Origin of the sequence: Rugamonas sp. DEMB1, assembly GCF_029834475.1 — a bacterium.
GTDB classification, from domain to species: Bacteria; Pseudomonadota; Gammaproteobacteria; order Burkholderiales; family Burkholderiaceae_D; genus Rugamonas; species Rugamonas rubra.
The window spans coordinates 1,813,654-1,832,306 of the sequence record NZ_CP122407.1; the positions used below are offsets into that span (position 1 = coordinate 1,813,654).

Consider the following 18,653-nt stretch of genomic DNA (forward strand, 5'->3'; position numbering starts at 1 on the left):
TTGACTTGTTGACGCGCTTGCATATTTTTTACAGTTCGCCGTCCTCGGCGGGGGCGGGCGTCAGCGGGGTCATCATGTGGCCCAGCTTGGCGGCCTTGGTGTTCAGGTAGTGCTGGTTGAAGGCGTTGCGGTTGACCAGCAGCGGCACCCGTTCGGCCACCGTGATGCCGAGCTTGGCCATGGCGTCGATCTTGCGGGGGTTGTTGGTCATCAGGCGCAGGCTGGTGACGCCGAACTTGGCGAACATCGGCTGCACCAGCGCGTAGTTGCGGGCGTCGGCCTTGAAGCCCAGTTGCTCGTTGGCCTGCACCGTGTCGGCGCCGCCCTCCTGCAGGCGGTAGGCGCGGATCTTGTTGATCAGGCCGATGCCACGGCCCTCCTGGCGCAGGTACAGCAGGATGCCGCGGCCCTCGGCGGCGATGCGCTTGAGCGCGCCTTCGAGCTGGGCGCCGCAGTCGCAGCGCTGGGAGAACAGCACGTCGCCGGTCAGGCATTCGGAGTGGACGCGGGCCAGCACCGGCTCGCCGTTGCCGACGTCGCCCAGCACCATGGCCAGGTGTTCCTTGCCGGTGGCGTGCTCGACAAAGGCGTGCAGGGTGAACTGGGCCCATGGCGTCGGCAGGGCGCAAGAGGTGGTGTAGTCCAATTCTTCTTTTGCTGGTGTATCTGCGCTGTGCGGCATGGTCTGCTCTTCAAAAATGTTCGGTAAAGGGTAAAAAAGGCGCGCCGGACTGATCGATCAGACCCGGCGCGCCCTGTCATCATACCAAAACTCGGACGGATGTTAATTTGCGGACAGATTTGGCGGAGGCGGCGCCGGCGCCAGGCAGGGTCAGACCCTAGGGTCTGACCCTACTTAGCGCGGCAGGTCGAACAACAGGAACTCGACCTCGCCGCCGGCCTCCACGGCAACGCTCGCCTCGTCGCTCAGCTTGAGCGCGTCGCCGCCCTTGAGCGCGGTGCCGTTGACCACCAGCTCGCCCCGGATCACGTGGACGTAGCCGAGCCGGCCGGCCGCCAGCGGGTGTTGCAGGCGCTCGCCGGCGCCGAGGATGCTGGCGTACAGGGCGGCGTCCTGGTGGATCAGCACCGAGCCGTCGCGGCCGTCGCCGGAGGCGACCAGGCGCAGCTGGCCGCGTTTGCTGTCCAGCGCGAAGTGTTTCTCCTCGTAGCTGGGCGGGATGCCGCCGACGTTCGGCTGGATCCAGATCTGCAGGAAATGCACGCCCTCGCTGGGCGAGTCGTTGAACTCGCTGTGGCGCACGCCGTTGCCGGCGCTCATGCGCTGGACGTCGCCGTAGTGCAGCACCGAGCCGGTGCCCATGCTGTCCTTGTGGGCCAGCGCGCCGTCCAGCACGTAGGAGATGATCTCCATGTCGCGGTGGCCGTGGGTGCCGAAGCCCTGGCCCGGGGCGACGCGGTCCTCGTTGATCACCAGCAGCGGGCCGAAGCCGACGTGCTCGGGGTCGTGGTAGCTGCCGAAGGAAAAGCTGTGGTGGGAATTGAGCCAGCCATGGTTGGCCAGGCCGCGCGCTTCACTTTTACGAATTTGCAACATGGTGAACTCCATTCTTTTCAGGTTGATATGCGATAATTTCGAACATCGCTCGCTGGCGCTGTGTCGTCCGTCGCATCGATGAAGAGAAGTATATTCCTGTCCTATCGTTTAAAAAAACGAATAATTTACCGCTTCATTATCGAAAATTTCGAATGCTCAGACTCAGCCTGGAAGCCCTGCAAATCGTCGACGCCATCGAGCGGCGCGGTTCCTTCTCCGCCGCCGGCAAGGAGCTGCACCGGGTGCCCTCGACCATCTCCTACACCGTGGCCAAGCTGGAGGACGAGCTGGGCGTGCAGGTGTTCGAGCGCCACGGCCCGCGCGTCGCGCTGACGCCGGCCGGCCAGGAGCTGCTCAAGGAGGGCCGCTACCTGTTGAAGGCGGCGCAGGACCTGGAGAACCGGGTGCGCCGGGTCGCCTCCGGCTGGGAGACCGAGTTGACCATCGGCATGGACTCGATGTTTTCCAGCCTCGCCCTGCGCGACGACGTGACGGCCTTTTACGCGGTGGCGCAGCAGACCCGGCTGCGGGTGTTGCAGGAGGCGCTGTCGGGCACCTGGGAGGCGCTGCTGGAGCGCCGCGTCGACCTGCTGGTGGGCGCGCCCGGCGACGGCCCGGCCGGCGGCGGCTATGTGTCGCGGGCGATCGGCACGATGGGCTTCGTCTTCGCCGTCGCGCCCGGCCATCCGCTGGCGGCCGTGGCCGGGCCGCTGGGGCGCGCCGAGTTGCAGCACCACCGCGCCGTCAGCGTGGCCGACTCGGCGCGCCAGTTGGCGCCGCGCACGGTCGGTCTGTTGCTGGGGCAAGACACTCTGACCCTGCCCAGCATGCAGGCCAAGTTCGACTACCAGGTGGCCGGCCTGGGCTTCGGCTTCCTGCCCGAGCCCTGCGCCCGCGCCGCCATCGCCGCCGGCCTGCTGGTGGAGAAACAGGTGGAGGAGCCGAAGCCGGCCGAGACCTTCTACCTGGCCTGGCGTTCGGGCGAGGGCGGCGCCGCGTTGCGCTGGTGGAGCGAGCGGATGGGCGATCCGGCCCTGTTCGCCCGCCTGCTGCGCCACCTGCCGGGCGGCGTTGGACGGGCCGGCGGCGATGATTCGTGTCGAAATTGACAAACTTGTACACTAGATATTGAACGGGTGTTGACCCACGCCAATAATTTCAGAGTACCATATGCAGCATTCCCGCCGCATCGCGCCAGTTTCGGGCAAAATTCAGGCGGGATGTCGGAAGATTGCCGGCCATAATTTCGCCGGCGCCGAGTTCATTCCCCTCATCTTTATCCGCTGGAAAGCTCCATGACCGCTTCGACCGCAGTGCCGCCCCTGTTCCTTCAGCTATTGGCCGACCGTGACGGCGGCCCGGGCGCGCTGCTGTTCGGCAGCGGCATCGCGGCCGCGTCCGGCGCCGATGCCGACGCCGCCGCCGCGCAGCTGGCGGCCCTGCCAGTGGCGCAACTGGGCGCGCTGGCGGCGCGCTGGCCGTGTTTCTACCGCGCCCAGTCGGCCGCCGCGCTGGCCGCGCCCCTGCCCGAGGCGCTGGAACAGGCCGGCTGGAAACCCCTGGAGGAGGCCGCGCTGCACCGCGCCGACGCCGTCTTCGACACGCAACTGGCGCCGGCGGTGCGCTGGGTGACCGGGGATTGGCACCTGGCGCCGCCGCCCAAACCGGTCGGCAACCAGGCCGCCTCGCGCGCGCTGGCCCTGCAACTGGTGCAGAAGGTCGCCGCCGAGGCCGACACCCACGAGATCGAGACCCTGCTGCGCCACGATCCGACCCTGTCCTACCACCTGCTCAAGCTGGTCAATTCGCTCGGCATGGGCACCGGCCGGCGCGTCACCAGCTTCTCGCAGGCGATCCTGATCCTCGGCCGCCAGCAGTTGCGGCGCTGGCTCAACCTGATGCTGTTCTCCTCGCGTTCCGGCGACATGCGCTCGGCCATGCTGCTGGCCCAGGTGGCGGTGCGGGCGCGCGCGCTCGAGCTGCTGGCGCGCGCCGCCGGCATGGACAAGCACAGCCAGGAGCAGGGCTTCATGGTCGGCATGTTCTCGCTGCTGGGCACCCTGTTCGGCCTGCCGCTGGCCGAGGTGCTGCGGCCGCTGCCGATCGGCGACGCCGTGCAGCAGGCGCTGCTGGAGCACCAGGGCGAGCTGGGCGCCCTGCTGGCGTTGCTGGAGCGGGCCGAGGCGGGCGACTTCGCCGGCCTGGCCGCCGGCCTGGCGGCGGCGCAGATCGAGGCGGCCGACTTCAACCGCATCGTCGCCGACGCCAACCTGTGGATGCTCGACGTGACCGCCGACGGCGCGGCCCCCAACCATGCTTGACGCCGCCATCGCGCGCTGCCTGGCGCTGAGCCAACGCGCCCAGCAGGAGTCGGGCGCGGCGCAGGAGCAGGCCTTGGCCGGCCTGCGCGAGGCGCTGCTCGAGCTGGCGGCGGCGCGCGCCGAGGCCGCCACCGCGCACAGCGCCAGCGCCGAGGCGCTGCTCGAGCTCGACCTGGCCGGCTACATCGTCGGCTGGAGCGCCGGCGCCGAGCAGATGTTCGGCTACGCCGAGCCGGAGGCGCTGGGCCAGCACGTGCTGTTCCTCTACGCCGAGGACGACGACGACGGCAGCATCGCCGAGCTGTTCTTCGAGCACGAGCAGGCCGTCACCGAGGTGCGCCGGCGGCGCAAGTCGGGCGAGGTGTTCTGGGTCGAGCTGACCCTGTCGCTGCGGCGCGACGCCGGCGGCGACCCGGACGGCATGCTGGTGCGCCTGCAGCCGCCGGGCGAGGCGCTGTCCGAGCAGGACAAGCTGCGCCTGCACGCCCGCATCATCGAGGACAGCGACCAGGGCGTCCTGATCACCGACGCCAACGAGCGCATCGTCTCGATCAACGGCGCCTTCAGCCGCATCACCGGCTACTCGCCGGCCGAGACCATCGGCCAGACGCCGGACCTGCTGCGCTCGGGCGTGCACGACGCCGACTTCCGCGCCCAGGTGCGCGCGGCGATGAAGGGCCACGGCCCGTGGCGCGGCGAGATCGTCGGCAAGCGCAAGAACGGCGAGCTGTTCCCGCAGTCGGTCACCATCAGCGTGGTGCGCGACCGCGCCGGCCAGATCACCCACACCTTTTCGCTGTTCTCCGACATCAGCGTGCACAAGGACGCCGAGGCGCGCATGCAGCGCATGGCCAACTACGACGGCCTGACCGGCCTGCCCAACCTGTGCCTGCTGAGCCAGCTGGTCGACCAGGCCTTGATGGAGGCGCGCCGCAGCCAGCAGCACGGCGCCCTGATGGTGATCGAGATCAGCCGCATCGGCGCCATCAGCGACACCCTGGGCCACGAGGTCGGCAACGAGCTGCTGTGCGAGATCGGCCGCCTGTTCCGCCAGGTGCTGCGCGACGCCGACGTGCTGGCGCGGCTCGACGGCAGCAAGTTCGCCATCGCCCTGCTGCACATTGAAAAGCGCGAGCACGCCGCCATCGTCGCCAGCAAGCTGCTGACGGCGCTGGCCGCGCCGATCCAGATCGGCGGCCACAGCCTGCAGGTGGGCGCCAGCATCGGCATCACCATCTACCCGGAGGACGGCCGCGAGACCGCCACGCTGATCCGCTACGCCGAGGTGGCCAGCAGCCGCGCCGCGCAGAACATCGAGTCGGCCTTCCTGTTCTACAGCGAGGAGATGAACCAGCGCGCCAAGGAGCACCTGCGGCTCGAGACGGAGCTGCGGCTGGCGCTGGTCAACCAGGAGCTGCAGCTGTACTACCAGCCCAAGGTCAGCCTGCGCAGCGGCCGCATCGTCGGCGCCGAGGCGCTGCTGCGCTGGCGCCACCCGGTGCGCGGCCTGGTCTCGCCCGGCGTGTTCATCCCGGTGGCCGAGGAGACCGGCCTGATCCTCGACCTCGGCAGCTGGGTGCTGGAGGAGGCCTGCCGCCAGGTGCGCGAATGGAAGGACGCCAACCTGATCATGCCGACCATCGCCGTCAACCTGTCGGCGCGCCAGTTCGACCAGGGCCTGCCGGCGCGGGTGGCGGCGGTGCTCGAGCGGCACGGCGTGCAGCCCGAGCAGATCATGCTGGAGATCACCGAGAGCCTGCTGGTGCGCGGCGCCGACAACGTCATCGCCATCATGAACGAGCTGGTGGCGATGGGCATGGCGCTGGCGCTGGACGACTTCGGCACCGGCTACTCCAGCCTGGCCTACCTGAAGAAGTTCCCGATCAGCACGCTCAAGATCGACCGCGCCTTCGTCACCGGCCTGCCCTACGAGGAGAACGACTGCGCCATCGCCCGCGCCATCGTCACCATGGCCCAGCAGCTGCGCCAGGAGATCGTCGCCGAGGGCGTCGAGACGGCCGAGCAGATGAGCTTCCTGCGCGAGCTGGGCTGCGACCAGCTGCAGGGCTACCTGTTCAGCCAGCCGGTGCCGGCGGCCGACTTCGAGCGCATGCTGCGCGAGGGCAAGCGGCTGGCCTTCAACAGCCGCTGAACCGGCGTGTAGGCCGGCGCGCCGTTGTGCGGGCCGAGAAATAGCTGGGCAAAATCGGCCGGTCTGTGGCGAGATCGGGTATGGTTCCGCATTGCGCCCAGGAATTGCTAAAATTCGGCCCTGGCAACTTGACCACACATAAAATTCTGACAGAGACACATGACTATTTCGGCGAGATTGCATAACCAGGGGCTGCTGGGCAACACCTTCACATCGGCACAGCAGCTGCTTTCCTGGATGGGCTCGATCCAGGCCCAGGACTACGCCAGCGCCAAGTGGGCGATCGGCGCGCGCATGCCGAACGAGACCGACGCCAGCGTCACCCAGGCCATCAACGACGGCAAGATCGTGCGCACCTGGCTGATGCGCGGCACCATCCACATGGTGGCCACCGAGGACGTGCGCTGGATGAACACGCTGACGGCGCCCGGCAACGTGGTGGCCAGCACGCCGCGGCGCCAGCAGCTCGGCTTCGACGAGCGCACCATCCTGCGCAGCCACGCCATCCTGTCGGTGGCCTTGAAGGGCGGCAAGCTGCGCACCCGCGAGGAGCTCTACACGCTGCTCGAGGACAAGGGCATCTCCACCACCGACCAGCGCGGCTACCACCTGTTGTGGCGCGCCGCCCAGGACGGCGTGCTGTGCTTCGCCGGCCAGCGCTTCGTCGCGCTGGACGACTGGGTGCCGGCGCAGGCGCCGATGGAGCGCGACCAGGCGCTCGGCGAGCTGGCCAAGCGCTACTTCCAAAGCCGCGGCCCGGCCACGCTGAAGGACTTCCAGTGGTGGTCCGGCATGACCGCCAGCGACGCCGAGCGCGGCCTCGACGTCATCAAGGCCGAGCTGGAGATGCACGTCTACGAGGGCCACCAGCTGTGGGCCTTGCCCGGCGAGCCGCCGGCCTTCCAGTACCACGGCGCGGCGCTGCCCGCCTTCGACGAGTATCTGCTCGGCTACAAGGAGCGCGGCATGGTGCTCGACCCGCTCTACAACAACCGCGTCTGCCCGCCGGCCAACGGCCTGTTCCAGCCCTTGATGCTGATCCAGGGCAAGGTGGTGGGCACCTGGAAGCGCGACTCCGGCAAGGACATCATCACCATCAAGACCGAGCCCTTCGTCGCCCTCAACCCGAAGGAGACGCGGCTGTTCGCCCTGGCGCTGGAGGAGTTCAGCAAGTTCCACGGCAAGAAGATCGCCGTCAAATAGGCCGCCGGGTTCGGCAAAGCCGGCCGGATGCGCCCAGCCAGGGTCAGCCAGGGTCAGACCCTAGGGTCTGACCCTCGATTCGCGCCGCTGGCTATTGTTCGCTGTGGCGGCATTGCCGCCGGCCGACTTGCCACATAGTCTAGCCACGCCGACATGCCTGTTGCGCCGCGCCGAAAGCCTTGCCACTTTGTGAACGAAGTTTGCAAAATGTCTTGGACGGCGGGGCGCTTCCGGCTACTCTGGCGCTATTGTTCAGCCCACCTGGAATTCCGCAATGAATCGCAGTCTTTTCGATAGCGCGACTATGCGCGCCGTGCCCCTGCGCCTGCAGCCCGGCGACGACCTGCGCGCCGTCCTGGGCGAGGCGCTGGCGCGGCACGGCGTGGCCGCCGGCTTCGTGCTGCAGGGCATCGGCAGCCTCAGCGTGGCGCAGCTGCGCTACGCCGGCCAGCCCGGCGCCAGCGGCGTCGTCGGCGACCTGGAGATCCTCAGCCTGGCCGGCTCGCTGGCGCCGCAGGGCGCGCATCTGCACATGGCCGTGGCCGACGCGCAGGGCAGGGTGCTGGGCGGCCACGTCTGCGCCGGCTGCATCGTCCGCACCACCGCCGAGGTGCTGCTGGCGCTGCTGCCCGGCCAGGTGTTCGGCCGCGAGTTCGACGCCGCCACCGGCTTCGCCGAGCTGAGCATCGCGCCGGCCTATCCCGTCCGAGAGCCGGGCTAGTCGGCCGTCCCGCCGTTTCATTTTTTTCAACACAGCACGACCAACACAATAAAAGGGCCGGACCCGATTCCGGCTGATACCATGACCACCATCAAGTCCAAATTCTTCCTGCTTCTGTTTCTCGCCGCCGTCGCCTACTTGGCTTGGGTTTGCGTGTCGCCGTTCCCCCGGCCGGCCGCGCTGGTCGGCCTGAGCCACCAGGCCATCGCCGCCCAGCTGGGCCGGACGGACGCCGAGGCGCACGACAAGTTCGTCCGCTGGCGGCGCGACCGTGGCCCGGGCAGCTGGACGCTCGACACCGACGCGCCCGACACCGGCGACGCCAAGGCCTGCGCCTTCCGCCTGCGCCTGTCGCTGTGGACGCCGCTGGGCTACGTGCCGGTCTACACCAACGAGTGGAACGACCTGAGCTGCGGCGCCTGAGCCGCCGCGCCGCAAGGCCGGCTCGGCTCGCCGCTGCGCTCCGCCCGGGGCATTGCGGCGCCCCTCCTTCTGTGGCAGCATGGCTTGGATGTATCCCTTTCTCCTCGACTAAGGCGGCCGCAACGATGAACAAGCGCTTGGCGGCACTACTGGCATGTTCGCTGTTGAGCTTGGCCGCGCGCGCCGCGCCGGCGGAGCTGGTCATGCTGGCCTCGACCGACCAGGTGATGCCGGTCGCCGACGTCAAGAACGGCGAGCTGGGCGGCGGCATCCTGCGCGACCTGGGCGAGGCCATCGCCAAGCGCCTGGGACGCAGCGCCAGGTTCGTCGTCGTCGCCGGCGACAAGGCCGGCTGGGCGCTGTCCAAGGGCAAGGCCGACGGCATGTGCTATGTGTTGCCATATTGGATAGACGGCGACTTCGACTGGAGTCAGCCCTTTCTGCCGGACGCCGAGATGGTCGCCAGCGTGCCCGGCGCGCCGGCGATTCCCTCGCTGAGTGCGCTGCGCGGCAAGGCCATCGGCACGGTGGCGGCCTACCGCTATCCGCGCGTCGAGCAGGTGCTGGGCCAGCGCTTCATGCGCGTCGATTCGGAAACCATGGAGATCAATCTGCGCCGGGTGGTCAGCGGCGAGTTGCAATACGCGCTGGTGTCGCAGATCGTGCTGGACTACCAGCTGCGCATGGACAAGCAATTGAAGCTGCGGCCGGGCCTGGTGTTCGCCTCGTTCAAGGCGCAGTGCGCGTTTTCACGCCACTCCGGCGTGCCTTTCGCCGAGGTCGACCGCGTCATCAAGGGCTTGGTCAAGGACGGCACGGTGGAGCGCATCCTGGCCAGCTACCGCTGAGCGGCGCGGCCGCACCGCAGCCCGGCGGCCTAGGCGCGCCGGGGCAGCGGCCGGCCGGGCGGGCGCAGCGGCGCCAGCAGGTGGCGCAGGTCGTTGTGGTCCAGCTCGTACATCAGCGCGATCAGCGCGCCCAGCTCGCCCGAGGGGAAGCCCTCGCGGGCGAACCAGCCCAGATAGTGGCCGGGCAGGTCGGCCAGCAGGCGGCCTTTGTATTTTCCGTAAGGCATCTCACGGCTCAGCAGCAGGGCGAGTTTTTCCGAATTCATGGGGAAATGATAGCAGCAATCGCTGTTTCTCCGCATGTTGCCGCTTCCCACGGCGTGCCCGCCAGAAGGGGGCGGTAAGTCTATTTTGCTAGCGTTGTGGTGGTATGTGCTATGAATTCAGGTGGCGTGCTCGCGATTACAGCGTTGTGTGTGGTGCCGCATTATCTGCCGAACTAATGGCCTCGTGCAGTTCGCAGTTCGTCAGCGGTCATGCTCGACGTCATTTTGGCCAGCAAGTCCCTCGCACTAATATCGGTTGCAGCCGCTTTCTGCACCCAGCGATAACCATCGATGTGGTCGGTTGGGACGCCAATTCCGTCAAAAACCATCGCGCCGTATGTAGCGGCGGCCATCGGATTACCTCTTGCAGCAGCCTTCTGTACCCAATATGCAGCACGTTTAGGGTCAGCAATAACACCTTCGCCACCGCCGTGGTAGAGCAGACCCAGTCCTACTTGGTCAAGGCTTGCGCCAGCAACGGCGCCCGGGTACATTTGCCGCGCTAGACCTTGGGAGTAGTTTTCAGGCTCTTCTGGACCTTGTCTTGTCGCGTACAGCACCGCTCGCGCCGCTTGCAGAATCTCAGGGCCTGACAGTTGCGGAGAGGTGACTGCGATGCGCTTGACCTGCGCGCTGAGACTTTCGAAGTACGGCGCGCCGGCGTAAAGCGGATACATACTAAGAAACTCGCGGGTGTCGGCTTCCCATTCCTGCTGTGACGTGGCGTATATCTGGATGGACGCGGGAGCCTTCGGTGCGAGGTTCGAAGCCTTGAGCGAGGTCTGCATTATTGGCACAACTGCGGCAAGTGGCTGGTCGGTCCAGCCTCGAGAGTACATGCAAGCTTTGTGGATTTTGTCTTCAGCTTGACCAGCCGCAATAGCCGCACCTATGGCGGCTCCATTGGCCATGCCGCTTGCGAAGCCGCCACTGAACCCACCGGCAGGCGCCGTTGTTACCGTCCCGCGATAGTTGCTGGTTGTAGTCGTACCCGTCGCGGAATTGAACGCCGTGCCGGTCATATTGACGTTGGACGTTGTCGGCGAAGGCACAAAAATCGGAGGCGCCGAAGGGGAGCCGCCTTTGGCAATCAAAGTGCAATAGCCGTCATCGATGGTCAACTGCCGTTTCGCTGCAACTGCGTCGGCGATTCCTGGATTCTGCCAAGTGGTCGCACATCCAGCCAAGGTCAGAGCTGCGCCAACTGCCACTGCAATTTTATGGCCCACATCCATTCTCCTCATTTTGTCTATTGGAAATATTTTAACCACAATTGCCTCATTTGCAAAACTAGCCAATGACCTGTCTGGCGGACAGGGGCTGGAAGTATGCGCCTTGGCAGTCGCATAGACATAATTATTGTTGTCCTTGAGTCAAAAATGTTCTTCCTTGCGAGGTATTTTTCGAAACAAAGAAAGCCGGGATACTGCATGGCATCCACTTAGACAGGAGTTTTGCCATGCCCATTGCCTTGCTGGCGCTGACGATCAGCGCCTTCGCCATCGGAACCACCGAGTTCGTCATCGTCGGCTTGCTGCCGACCATCGCCGCCGACCTCGGCGTCAACCTGCCGTCGGCCGGCCTGCTGGTCAGCCTGTACGCGCTCGGCGTGGCCGTCGGCGCGCCGGTGCTGACCGCGCTCAGCGGCAAGCTGCCGCGCAAGACCCTGCTGCTGGCGCTGATGGTGCTGTTCACCCTGGGCAACCTGCTGGCCTGGAAGGCGCCCGGCTACAACTCGCTGATCGTGGCGCGCATCCTGACCGGGCTGGCGCACGGCGTGTTCTTCTCGATCGGCTCGACCATCGCCACCTCGCTGGTGCCCAAGGACAAGGCCGCCAGCGCCATCGCCATCATGTTTACCGGCCTGACCGTGGCCCTGGTCACCGGCGTGCCGCTGGGCACCTTCATCGGCCAACACTTCGGCTGGCGCGAGACCTTCCTTGCCGTCTCCGCGCTGGGCGTGCTGGCCTTTGTCGGCAGCCTGGCCTTCGTGCCGGCGAACATCAAGCACAGCGCGCCGGCCTCGTTGTTGCAACAAGTCAAGGTGCTGGGCGAGCCGCGCCTGCTGCTGGTCTACGCCATGACGGCGGTCGGCTACGGCGGCTCCTTCACCGCCTTCACCTATCTGGCACCGATTCTGCAGGACATCACCGGCTTCAGCGCCAACGTGGTCGGCCTGGTGATGCTGGTGTACGGCGTCTCCGTCGCCGTCGGCAACATCTGGGGCGGCAAGCTGGCCGACCGCCGTGGCCCGGTCGCCGCGCTGAAGATCATCTTCCTCGGCCTGGCCGCCGTGCTGCTGCTGGTGACGTTCGCCGCGCCGCACCCCTGGCTGATGCTGGCCGCCGTGCTGCTGTGGGGCGCCGTGGCCTTCGGCAACGTCGCCGGATTGCAGGTGTACGTGGTGCAGCAGGCCGAGCACTTCACGCCGCGCGCCGTCGACGTCGCCTCCGGCCTGAACATTGCCGCCTTCAACCTGGGCATCGCCGGCGGCGCCTGGGGCGGCGGCTTGATCGTCGAACATCTGGGGCTGGTGCACACCGGCTGGATAGGCGCGTTGGTGGTGCTGGGCGCCTACGGCCTGACGGCGCTTAGCGGCCGGCTCGACCGCCGTAATCCGATTGCCGTGGCGGCCCCCGCCGAGCGGCCGCGCCGGGTGGCCAGCCATTGAGCGGCCGACCTTGGCCGGCCGAGTAGCCACCGGCGCAAACCAAGGGTCAACCACCGGCGCAAACCAAGGGTCAGACCCTAGGGTCTGACCCTGGCTCTTTGCCTGTGGGTGGTTTGCTAGCCGCCGGCGCCTTGCCATCCCACCGCAACGGCGCCACGGGTGTATATTGCTGGCCAATCGAATTTTTGCTTCTGGCCAACACCCCATGTCCCCCGTTTCGCTCTTCCTCGTCGTCCTCGCCTATTTCGCCCTGCTGCTGGTCGTGGCCAGGCGCACCTCGCGCAACGCCACCAACGAGAGTTTCTTCAACGGCAACAAGAGCAGCAACTGGCTGCTGGTCGCCTTCGGCATGGTCGGCACCACGCTCAGCGGGGTGACCTTCATCAGCGTGCCCGGCGCCGTCGGCCGCGACGGCTTCGGCTACCTGCAAATCACGCTGGGCTATGTGCTCGGCTACCTGTGCGTCACCTTCGTGCTGCTGCCGTTGTACTACCGGCTGCGCCTGAGCTCGATCTACCACTACCTCGACGTGCGCCTGGGCCGCCGCGCCGGGCAGAGCGGGGCGGCCTGCTTCATCCTGTCGCGCACCCTGGGCGCCAGCGCCCGGCTGTACCTGGTCATCAACATCCTGCAGGCCGTCATCCTCGACCGCCTGGGCCTGCCGTTCTGGCTGACCAGCGCGGTGGTGCTTCTGATGATTTTGCTCTACACCTACGAGGGCGGCGTCAAGACCATCGTCTGGACCGACACGCTGCAAACCGCCGGCATGCTGCTCGGCCTGCTCATCTGCGTCGCCTACCTGCTGCACGCCATGGAGCTGGACCTGCCGTCCAGCCTGGCGCGCATGCAGGACGCCGGCCTGGCGCGGGTGTTCACCTGGGACGTCGACAGCCCGGCCTACTTCTGGAAACAGGTGCTGGCCGGCATGTTCATCACCATCGCCATGACCGGCATGGACCAGGAGATGATGCAGAAGAACATCTCCGTGCGCACCCTGGCCGACTCGCAGAAGAACATGCTGCTGCTGACCGCCATCCTGGTCGGCGTGCTGGCGCTGTTCCTCTTCCTCGGCGGCCTGTTGCACCTGTACGCGCCGCTGGCCGGCGTGGGCGCCACCGGCGACAAGTTGTTCCCGGCAGTGGTGATGGGCCATCTGCCGGCGCTGGTGCAGCTGATCTTCCTGCTCGGCCTGATCTCGGCCCTGTTCCCCAGCGCCGACGGCGCCATCACCGCGCTGACCTCGAGCTTTTGCATCGACCTGCTGGGCCTGACGCGGCGCGTCGACCTGGACGAGGCCGCCAAGCTGCGCCGGCGCCACCACGTCCACCTGGCCTTCTGCGCCTTGTTCCTGCTGCTGGTGCTGCTGTTCAAATGGATAGACAGTGCTAGCATGATAGGGGTGATCCTGAAACTGGCCGGCTACACCTACGGCCCGCTGCTCGGCTTGTTCGCCTTTGGCATGCTGAGCCGGCGCGGCCTGCGCCAGCGCTGGGTGCCCTTGGCCGTGTTGGCCGGGCCGGCGCTGTGTTATGTCGTTGACCGCAATCAAGAGTTGATTTTCGGCAGCTATCGTATCGGCCTGGAGCTGCTTATCATGAATGGTTCGCTGGTGTTGGCGGCCTTGTTCCTGATCTCGCTGCCGGCGCCCGCCGGGCCGGTGGCAAACGATGGCTGACAAAGAGTCGCGTTTTGGCTTACAGTGTCACAAATTAAATGTTACGAATTAGTTATCCCAACCCGGCAACAATCAGAACAACCAGGAGTACCGATGTCCAGATCCCCCTTTGCCTACCTACGCAGCGGCCTCGGCTTTTGCTGGCGCGCGCTTGACGCCAGCCGTCGCGCGCTGTTCAACCTGCTGTTCCTGGCGCTGATCATCGCGCTGCTGTACACCATCTTCGGCGGCGGCCTGAAGCCGCTGGCGGCCAAGACCACCCTGGTGCTCGACCTGAAGGGCGCGCTGGTCGAACAGACCAGCGGCAACGCCCGCGAGGCGCTGATGAGCTCGGTCAGCGGCGCCGAGACGCGCAAGATGACCCAGTTGCGCGACGTGCTGGCGGTGCTCGACGCGGCCGCCAAGGCCCCCAGCATCGGCGCCGCCGTGCTGCTGACCGACGACCTGCAGGGCAGCGGCCTGGCCGCGCTGCGCGAAGTGGCCGCCGCGTTGGAGCGCTTCAAGGCCGGCGGCAAGCAGGTGGTGGCCTGGGGCTCCAGCTTCGACCAGCGCCAGTATCTGCTGGCGGCGCACGCCAGCGAGGTGTACATGCACCCGATGGGCACGGTGCTGCTGGACGGCTTCGGCCGCTACCGCAACTACTACCGCGACGCGCTCGACAAGGTCGGCGTCACCGTCAACCTGCTCAAGGTCGGCACCTTCAAGAGCGCCGCCGAGCCCTTCATCGCCAACGGCCCGTCGCCGGCCGCCGCCGAGGCGGACGCCTATCTGGTCAACGCGCTGTGGGCCAGCTACACCGGCGAGGTGGAGAAGGCGCGCAAGATGCAGCCGGGCCAACTGATGGTGGACATCAACGCGCTGCCGGACAACGCCGCCAAGGTCGACGGCGACCTGGCCAAGCTGGCCGTGGCGACCAAGCTGGTCGACGGCCTGAAGACGCGCGACGAGATCCGCCAGTTGATGATCCAACGCGGCGTCAAGGAGAGCAACGGCAAGAGCTTCGCGCAGGTCAACTTCGACGACTACCTGGCGCGCCTGCATCCCAAGCTGAGCGGCGACGCCGTCGGCGTGGTCATCGCCGCCGGCGAGATCAGCGACGGCGTGGCCGGCCCCGGTTCGATCGGCGGCGAGTCCACCTCCAAGCTGATCCGCATGGCGCGCGAGGACGACAAGATCAAGGCCGTGGTGCTGCGCGTCGACTCGCCCGGCGGCAGCGCCTTCGCCTCGGAGCTGATCCGCCGCGAGCTGGAGCTGACCCGCGCCGCCGGCAAGCCGGTGGTGGTCTCGATGGGCAACGTGGCCGCCTCGGGCGGGTACTGGATCTCGATGTCGGCCGACGAGGTGATCGCCGACCCGACCACCATCACCGGCTCGATCGGCGTGTTCGCGTTGCTGCCCAAGGCCGACAAGGTGATCGACAAGCTGGGCATCCACACCGCCGGCACCACCACCACCTGGATGGGCGACGCCAGCAACCCGCTGCGCCCGCTCGACCCGCGCTTCGGCCAGGTGATCCAGAGCAGCATCAACCACATCTACGCCGACTTCACCGGCCGCGCCGCCAAGGCCCGCAAGACCACGCCGGAGAAGATCGACGCGGTGGCGCAGGGCCGCGTGTGGACCGGCGCCCAGGCCAAGGAGCGCGGTTTGATCGACACGCTGGGCAGCTACGGCGACGCCTTGAAGTCGGCCGCCACGCGCGCCAAGCTGGGCGGCGACTACCGGGTGGTCTACATCGAGCGCGAAACCAGCAAGGTCGACCGCTTGATCGACCTGTTCGGCGGCTCGGTGGCGCAGGCCGTCGGCGCCCAGGTCAAGCTGGGCCTGGCCGGCACCGGCCTGCCGGCCGGCGTGGCCGGCGAGGCGGCGCGCGAGTTGAGCTGGTTGAACGAACTGGGCGCCAGCCGCAAGCCCTTCATGGCCTTGACGCACTGCCTGTGCGAGGCGCCTTGACATAGTCTGCGGTTCGGGCGCAGGTGCGGCCGGCAAGACCCTACGGCGCAAACCCAGGGTCAGACCCTGAGGGTCTGACCCTGGCTCTTTGCCGCTGGGCCTAGGCGAAGTCCCGCCCCCGCATGCAGCACCCTCAAGCCGCCAACAGCGGCAGCCTCACCACAAAGCCGCTGCGGCCGTCGTCGATGGCGGCGCAGCGCGCCTCGCCGCCGTGGCGCCGCGCGATCTGCCGCACCAACGCCAAGCCAAGACCGGCGCCGCCGTTGTCGCGCGTGCCGCCGCGCCGGTAGAACGGTTCGAAGATCTTCTCCCATTCCGCCTCCGGCACACCCGGCCCGGCGTCCCACACGCGGATGCTGAGCTGCGCCGCGTCGGCATCCAGCCGCACCTGGGTCGGCGCCCGGCCGTGGCGCTGCGCGTTCTCCAGCAGGTTGCGCAGCAGGCGGCGCAGCAGGCGGGCGTCGCCGCGCAGCAGCGCCGCCGCCGCCGCCGGCGTGCCCTCCAGCTGCACCTCGTCGTAGTGGGCGCACTCCTCGGCGGCCAGGGCCAGCGGCGCCACCGTCTCCAACACCATGCCGTCGTTGACGGCGCCGAGCCGGCTGGCCAGCAGGATCTCGTCGAGCAGCTGGTCCAGCTCGGCGATGTCCTGCTCCAGACCGGCGCGGCGCCTGGCGTCCACCGTGTCCTTGACCAGCTCCAGCGCCAGGCGGATGCGCGCCAGCGGCGTGCGCAGCTCGTGCGAGGCGTTGGCCAGCAGCGCCTTGTGGGCGCCGACCAGTTGTTCGATCTGGTCGGCGGCGCGGTTGAAGCTCTGCGCCAGCCGCGCCACCTCGTCCTTGCCCTCGACCTTGACGCGCGCCGCCAGGTCGCCGGCGCCGAGCGATTCGACGCCGCGCTGCAACCGTTCCAGCCGCTTGGTCAAATGGCGCACCAGCGGGAAGGCGGCCACGCCGATGGCCAGCGCCAGCGCGATCAGCGCCGTGTGCAGCAGCGCGCGCGGGCGGGCGAAGCCGAGCGGCTTGCTCGACAGCAGACGGCGGCCGTCGGCCAGCCACAGGTCGGTGGCGGGGAAGCGGCCGGGCCGCGCGCCGGCGCCCCATTGCAGGCGCGGCACGCCCTTGCCGATGCTGGCCAGCTCCGTCCAGTCGGCGCGGTACAAGCTCATGTCGCCGTCGACGCCCTGGGCCAGGCGGACCAGCGCGGCCTGCTGCTCGGCCGGCGGCGCGGCGGCCGGCGGCAGCATGTTTTGCACCAGCTGGGCCAGCGTGGCGTCGGCCCGTTCCACCGGGCCGCCGGCGCGGTGCCACAGCAGCGTCACGGCGAAGGCGAACAGCAGCAGGCTGCCGAGCAGGGCTATGTAGAAGCGGAAGTACAGGCGCGGCATCAGTCCTGCACCTTGGCGAACAGGTAGCCGGCGCCGCGCACGGTGATGATGCGGCGTGGCTTTTTGGGATCGTCCTCGACGGCGGCGCGGATGCGCGACATGTGCACGTCGATCGAGCGGTCGAAGGCCTCGATCTGCTCACCCTTGACCAGCTCCATCAGCGTGTCGCGCGACAGCACGCGGCCGGCGTTCTGCGCCAGTGCCAGCAGCAGGTCGAACTGGTAGGCGGTCAGTTCGCAGGGCGCGCCGTCGAGCCGGGCGGCGTGGGCGTCGGCGTCGATCTCCAGCCGGCCGAAGCGCAGCGCCTGCCGGCCGGTGCCTTGGCCGCCGGCCGGCTCGTCGCTGCGCCGGCGGCGCAGGATGGCGCGCAGGCGGGCCAGCAGCTCGCGCGGTTCGAAGGGTTTGGGCAGGTAGTCGTCGGCGCCCATCTCCAGGCCGACGATGCGGTCGATGGCGTCGCCGCGCGCGGTCAGCATCAGCACCGGCGTGTCGGCGTTGGCGCGCAGCTGGCGGCACACCTCGAGGCCGTCCATGTCGGGCAGCATCAGGTCGAGCACCACGGCGCCGAACGCGTGCTGCTGCGGCCGCGCCAGCATGTCCAGCGCGTCGCGGCCCAGCGCGGCGCCGCTGACGCGGAAGCCGGCCTGCTCCAGATACTCGGTGAGCATCTCGGCCAGGCGCGGGTCGTCTTCGACTACAAGGATATGGTCTGCCATGGATTCATTCTACGGACAGGCGGCGGCCTTCACAAGCCGCCGCCGGGTTTGTGCCGCCACCTGTGCGGCTGCGCGTGCCTAGCCGTGGCGGCGCTCGTGCAGCTTGCCCAGGTGGGCGGCCAGCTTGTTGCGCTGTTCGGGCGTGAGCACCTCGCCGACGTCGGCGATCAGCTGCACCAGGCGCTTCGAGGCCTGGTCGGCCAGTTGCAGCTTCTGCACGCGCATCGCTTCGAGCGCGCCGGCGTCGAGGGTCGGCTGGCCCAGCCAGGTCAGCAGCTCGGCGTGGGCGCCGCGCAGCTGGCCGTGGATCGGCTTCAAGTCCTGCATGGCCTGCTTGACCAGCGGTTCGATCTTGGCCTTCTGCGCGTCGGTGGCGTCGACCTCGACGTACAGGTGCTTGAGCATGCGCTCGGCGTGGGCGCTGGCGTCGACGGCGGCGTGGCTGCCGCCCATGTGGCGTTCGACGGCGAGGGCGCCGGCGCCGGCGGCCAGGGCGCCACCGAGCAGGAAGGCGGCGATGGTGTTGCGGTTGAAGATACGCATGTTAAGTCCTCTAAGTGGTTTTGGGGAGACAACGAGGACCAGTGTGGGCCGGCCAGGTAAAGGGCCGATGTCGCTCGCGTAAAGATTTGTAAAGCGGAGCGCGGGATGAATACCCAGCTGCGCATATGTAGGGTCAGACCCTAGGGTCTGACCCTGAGCACCCAGCCGTGTCCACACCAACGGCGTAGGGGGAAGATATTTGTAGCGAGTTTGTAACCA

General features: G+C 67.8%; 17 protein-coding genes. 10 read left to right on the forward strand and 7 right to left on the reverse strand.

The window, feature by feature from the left end; all coding sequences use genetic code 11:
- Window positions 1-28: 28 nt before the first annotated feature.
- Complete coding sequence (ribA, locus tag QC826_RS08335; protein ID WP_099416345.1) at window positions 29-682, reverse strand: GTP cyclohydrolase II; 654 nt, start codon at window positions 680-682, stop codon at window positions 29-31.
- Window positions 683-856: 174 nt separating this feature from the next.
- Complete coding sequence (locus QC826_RS08340; protein WP_279765166.1) at window positions 857-1,558, reverse strand: pirin family protein; 702 nt, start codon at window positions 1,556-1,558, stop codon at window positions 857-859.
- A 152-nt stretch (window positions 1,559-1,710) separates the two neighbouring features.
- Between QC826_RS08340 and QC826_RS08345 the strand changes: the two genes are divergently transcribed.
- The 7 genes from QC826_RS08345 (at window position 1,711) to QC826_RS08375 (ending at window position 9,226) form a co-directional block, all read left to right on the forward strand.
- Window positions 1,711-2,667 (forward strand): LysR substrate-binding domain-containing protein, encoded by a 957-nt coding sequence (locus QC826_RS08345; protein WP_279765167.1) that lies wholly within the window; start codon window positions 1,711-1,713, stop codon window positions 2,665-2,667.
- A 186-nt stretch (window positions 2,668-2,853) separates the two neighbouring features.
- Entirely contained in the window at window positions 2,854-3,879 is a 1,026-nt protein-coding gene (locus tag QC826_RS08350) for an EAL and HDOD domain-containing protein (RefSeq protein ID WP_279765168.1), read from the forward strand.
- On the forward strand, window positions 3,872-6,031 hold the full coding sequence (locus QC826_RS08355) for a bifunctional diguanylate cyclase/phosphodiesterase (RefSeq protein WP_279765169.1): 2,160 nt from the start codon (window positions 3,872-3,874) through the stop codon (window positions 6,029-6,031). Before QC826_RS08350 ends, QC826_RS08355 begins: the two co-directional genes overlap by 8 nt.
- A 159-nt stretch (window positions 6,032-6,190) precedes the next feature.
- Entirely contained in the window at window positions 6,191-7,234 is a 1,044-nt protein-coding gene (locus tag QC826_RS08360) for a winged helix DNA-binding domain-containing protein (RefSeq protein WP_279765170.1), read from the forward strand.
- Between the two features lie 304 nt (window positions 7,235-7,538).
- Entirely contained in the window at window positions 7,539-7,955 is a 417-nt protein-coding gene (locus tag QC826_RS08365; protein WP_279765171.1) for a PPC domain-containing DNA-binding protein, read from the forward strand.
- 81 nt (window positions 7,956-8,036) lie between these two features.
- The gene (locus tag QC826_RS08370; protein WP_279765172.1) at window positions 8,037-8,378 is read left to right on the forward strand and encodes a hypothetical protein; all 342 of its coding nucleotides are present in this window, start codon (window positions 8,037-8,039) and stop codon (window positions 8,376-8,378) included.
- 125 nt (window positions 8,379-8,503) lie between these two features.
- Window positions 8,504-9,226, forward strand: coding sequence for a substrate-binding periplasmic protein (locus QC826_RS08375; protein ID WP_279765173.1), 723 nt, complete (start codon window positions 8,504-8,506; stop codon window positions 9,224-9,226).
- 29 nt (window positions 9,227-9,255) lie between these two features.
- On the opposite strand, the gene QC826_RS08380 is transcribed toward QC826_RS08375, so the two are convergent.
- Window positions 9,256-9,492, reverse strand: a complete 237-nt coding sequence (locus tag QC826_RS08380) for a DUF3820 family protein (RefSeq protein ID WP_093390663.1) — start codon at window positions 9,490-9,492, stop codon at window positions 9,256-9,258.
- Between the two features lie 173 nt (window positions 9,493-9,665).
- A complete protein-coding gene (locus tag QC826_RS08385) occupies window positions 9,666-10,763 on the reverse strand; it encodes a hypothetical protein (protein WP_279765175.1) in 1,098 nt (365 codons plus the stop codon).
- Between the two features lie 188 nt (window positions 10,764-10,951).
- Between QC826_RS08385 and QC826_RS08390 the strand changes: the two genes are divergently transcribed.
- From QC826_RS08390 to sppA, 3 genes are all read left to right on the forward strand, one after another.
- On the forward strand, window positions 10,952-12,163 hold the full coding sequence (locus tag QC826_RS08390; protein ID WP_279765176.1) for an MFS transporter: 1,212 nt from the start codon (window positions 10,952-10,954) through the stop codon (window positions 12,161-12,163).
- A 205-nt stretch (window positions 12,164-12,368) separates the two neighbouring features.
- Window positions 12,369-13,838, forward strand: a complete 1,470-nt coding sequence (locus QC826_RS08395) for a sodium:solute symporter (RefSeq protein WP_279765177.1) — start codon at window positions 12,369-12,371, stop codon at window positions 13,836-13,838.
- Between the two features lie 93 nt (window positions 13,839-13,931).
- The gene (sppA, locus tag QC826_RS08400) at window positions 13,932-15,791 is read left to right on the forward strand and encodes a signal peptide peptidase SppA (protein WP_279765178.1); all 1,860 of its coding nucleotides are present in this window, start codon (window positions 13,932-13,934) and stop codon (window positions 15,789-15,791) included.
- 133 nt (window positions 15,792-15,924) lie between these two features.
- On the opposite strand, the gene QC826_RS08405 is transcribed toward sppA, so the two are convergent.
- From QC826_RS08405 to QC826_RS08415, 3 genes are all read right to left on the reverse strand, one after another.
- Window positions 15,925-17,175, reverse strand: a complete 1,251-nt coding sequence (locus QC826_RS08405) for an ATP-binding protein (RefSeq protein ID WP_279765179.1) — start codon at window positions 17,173-17,175, stop codon at window positions 15,925-15,927.
- On the reverse strand, window positions 17,175-17,891 hold the full coding sequence (locus QC826_RS08410; protein WP_279765180.1) for a response regulator: 717 nt from the start codon (window positions 17,889-17,891) through the stop codon (window positions 17,175-17,177). The genes QC826_RS08405 and QC826_RS08410 overlap by 1 nt, the downstream gene beginning before the upstream one ends.
- Window positions 17,892-17,969: 78 nt before the next feature.
- The gene (locus tag QC826_RS08415; protein WP_279765181.1) at window positions 17,970-18,434 is read right to left on the reverse strand and encodes a Spy/CpxP family protein refolding chaperone; all 465 of its coding nucleotides are present in this window, start codon (window positions 18,432-18,434) and stop codon (window positions 17,970-17,972) included.
- Window positions 18,435-18,653: the final 219 nt, after the last annotated feature.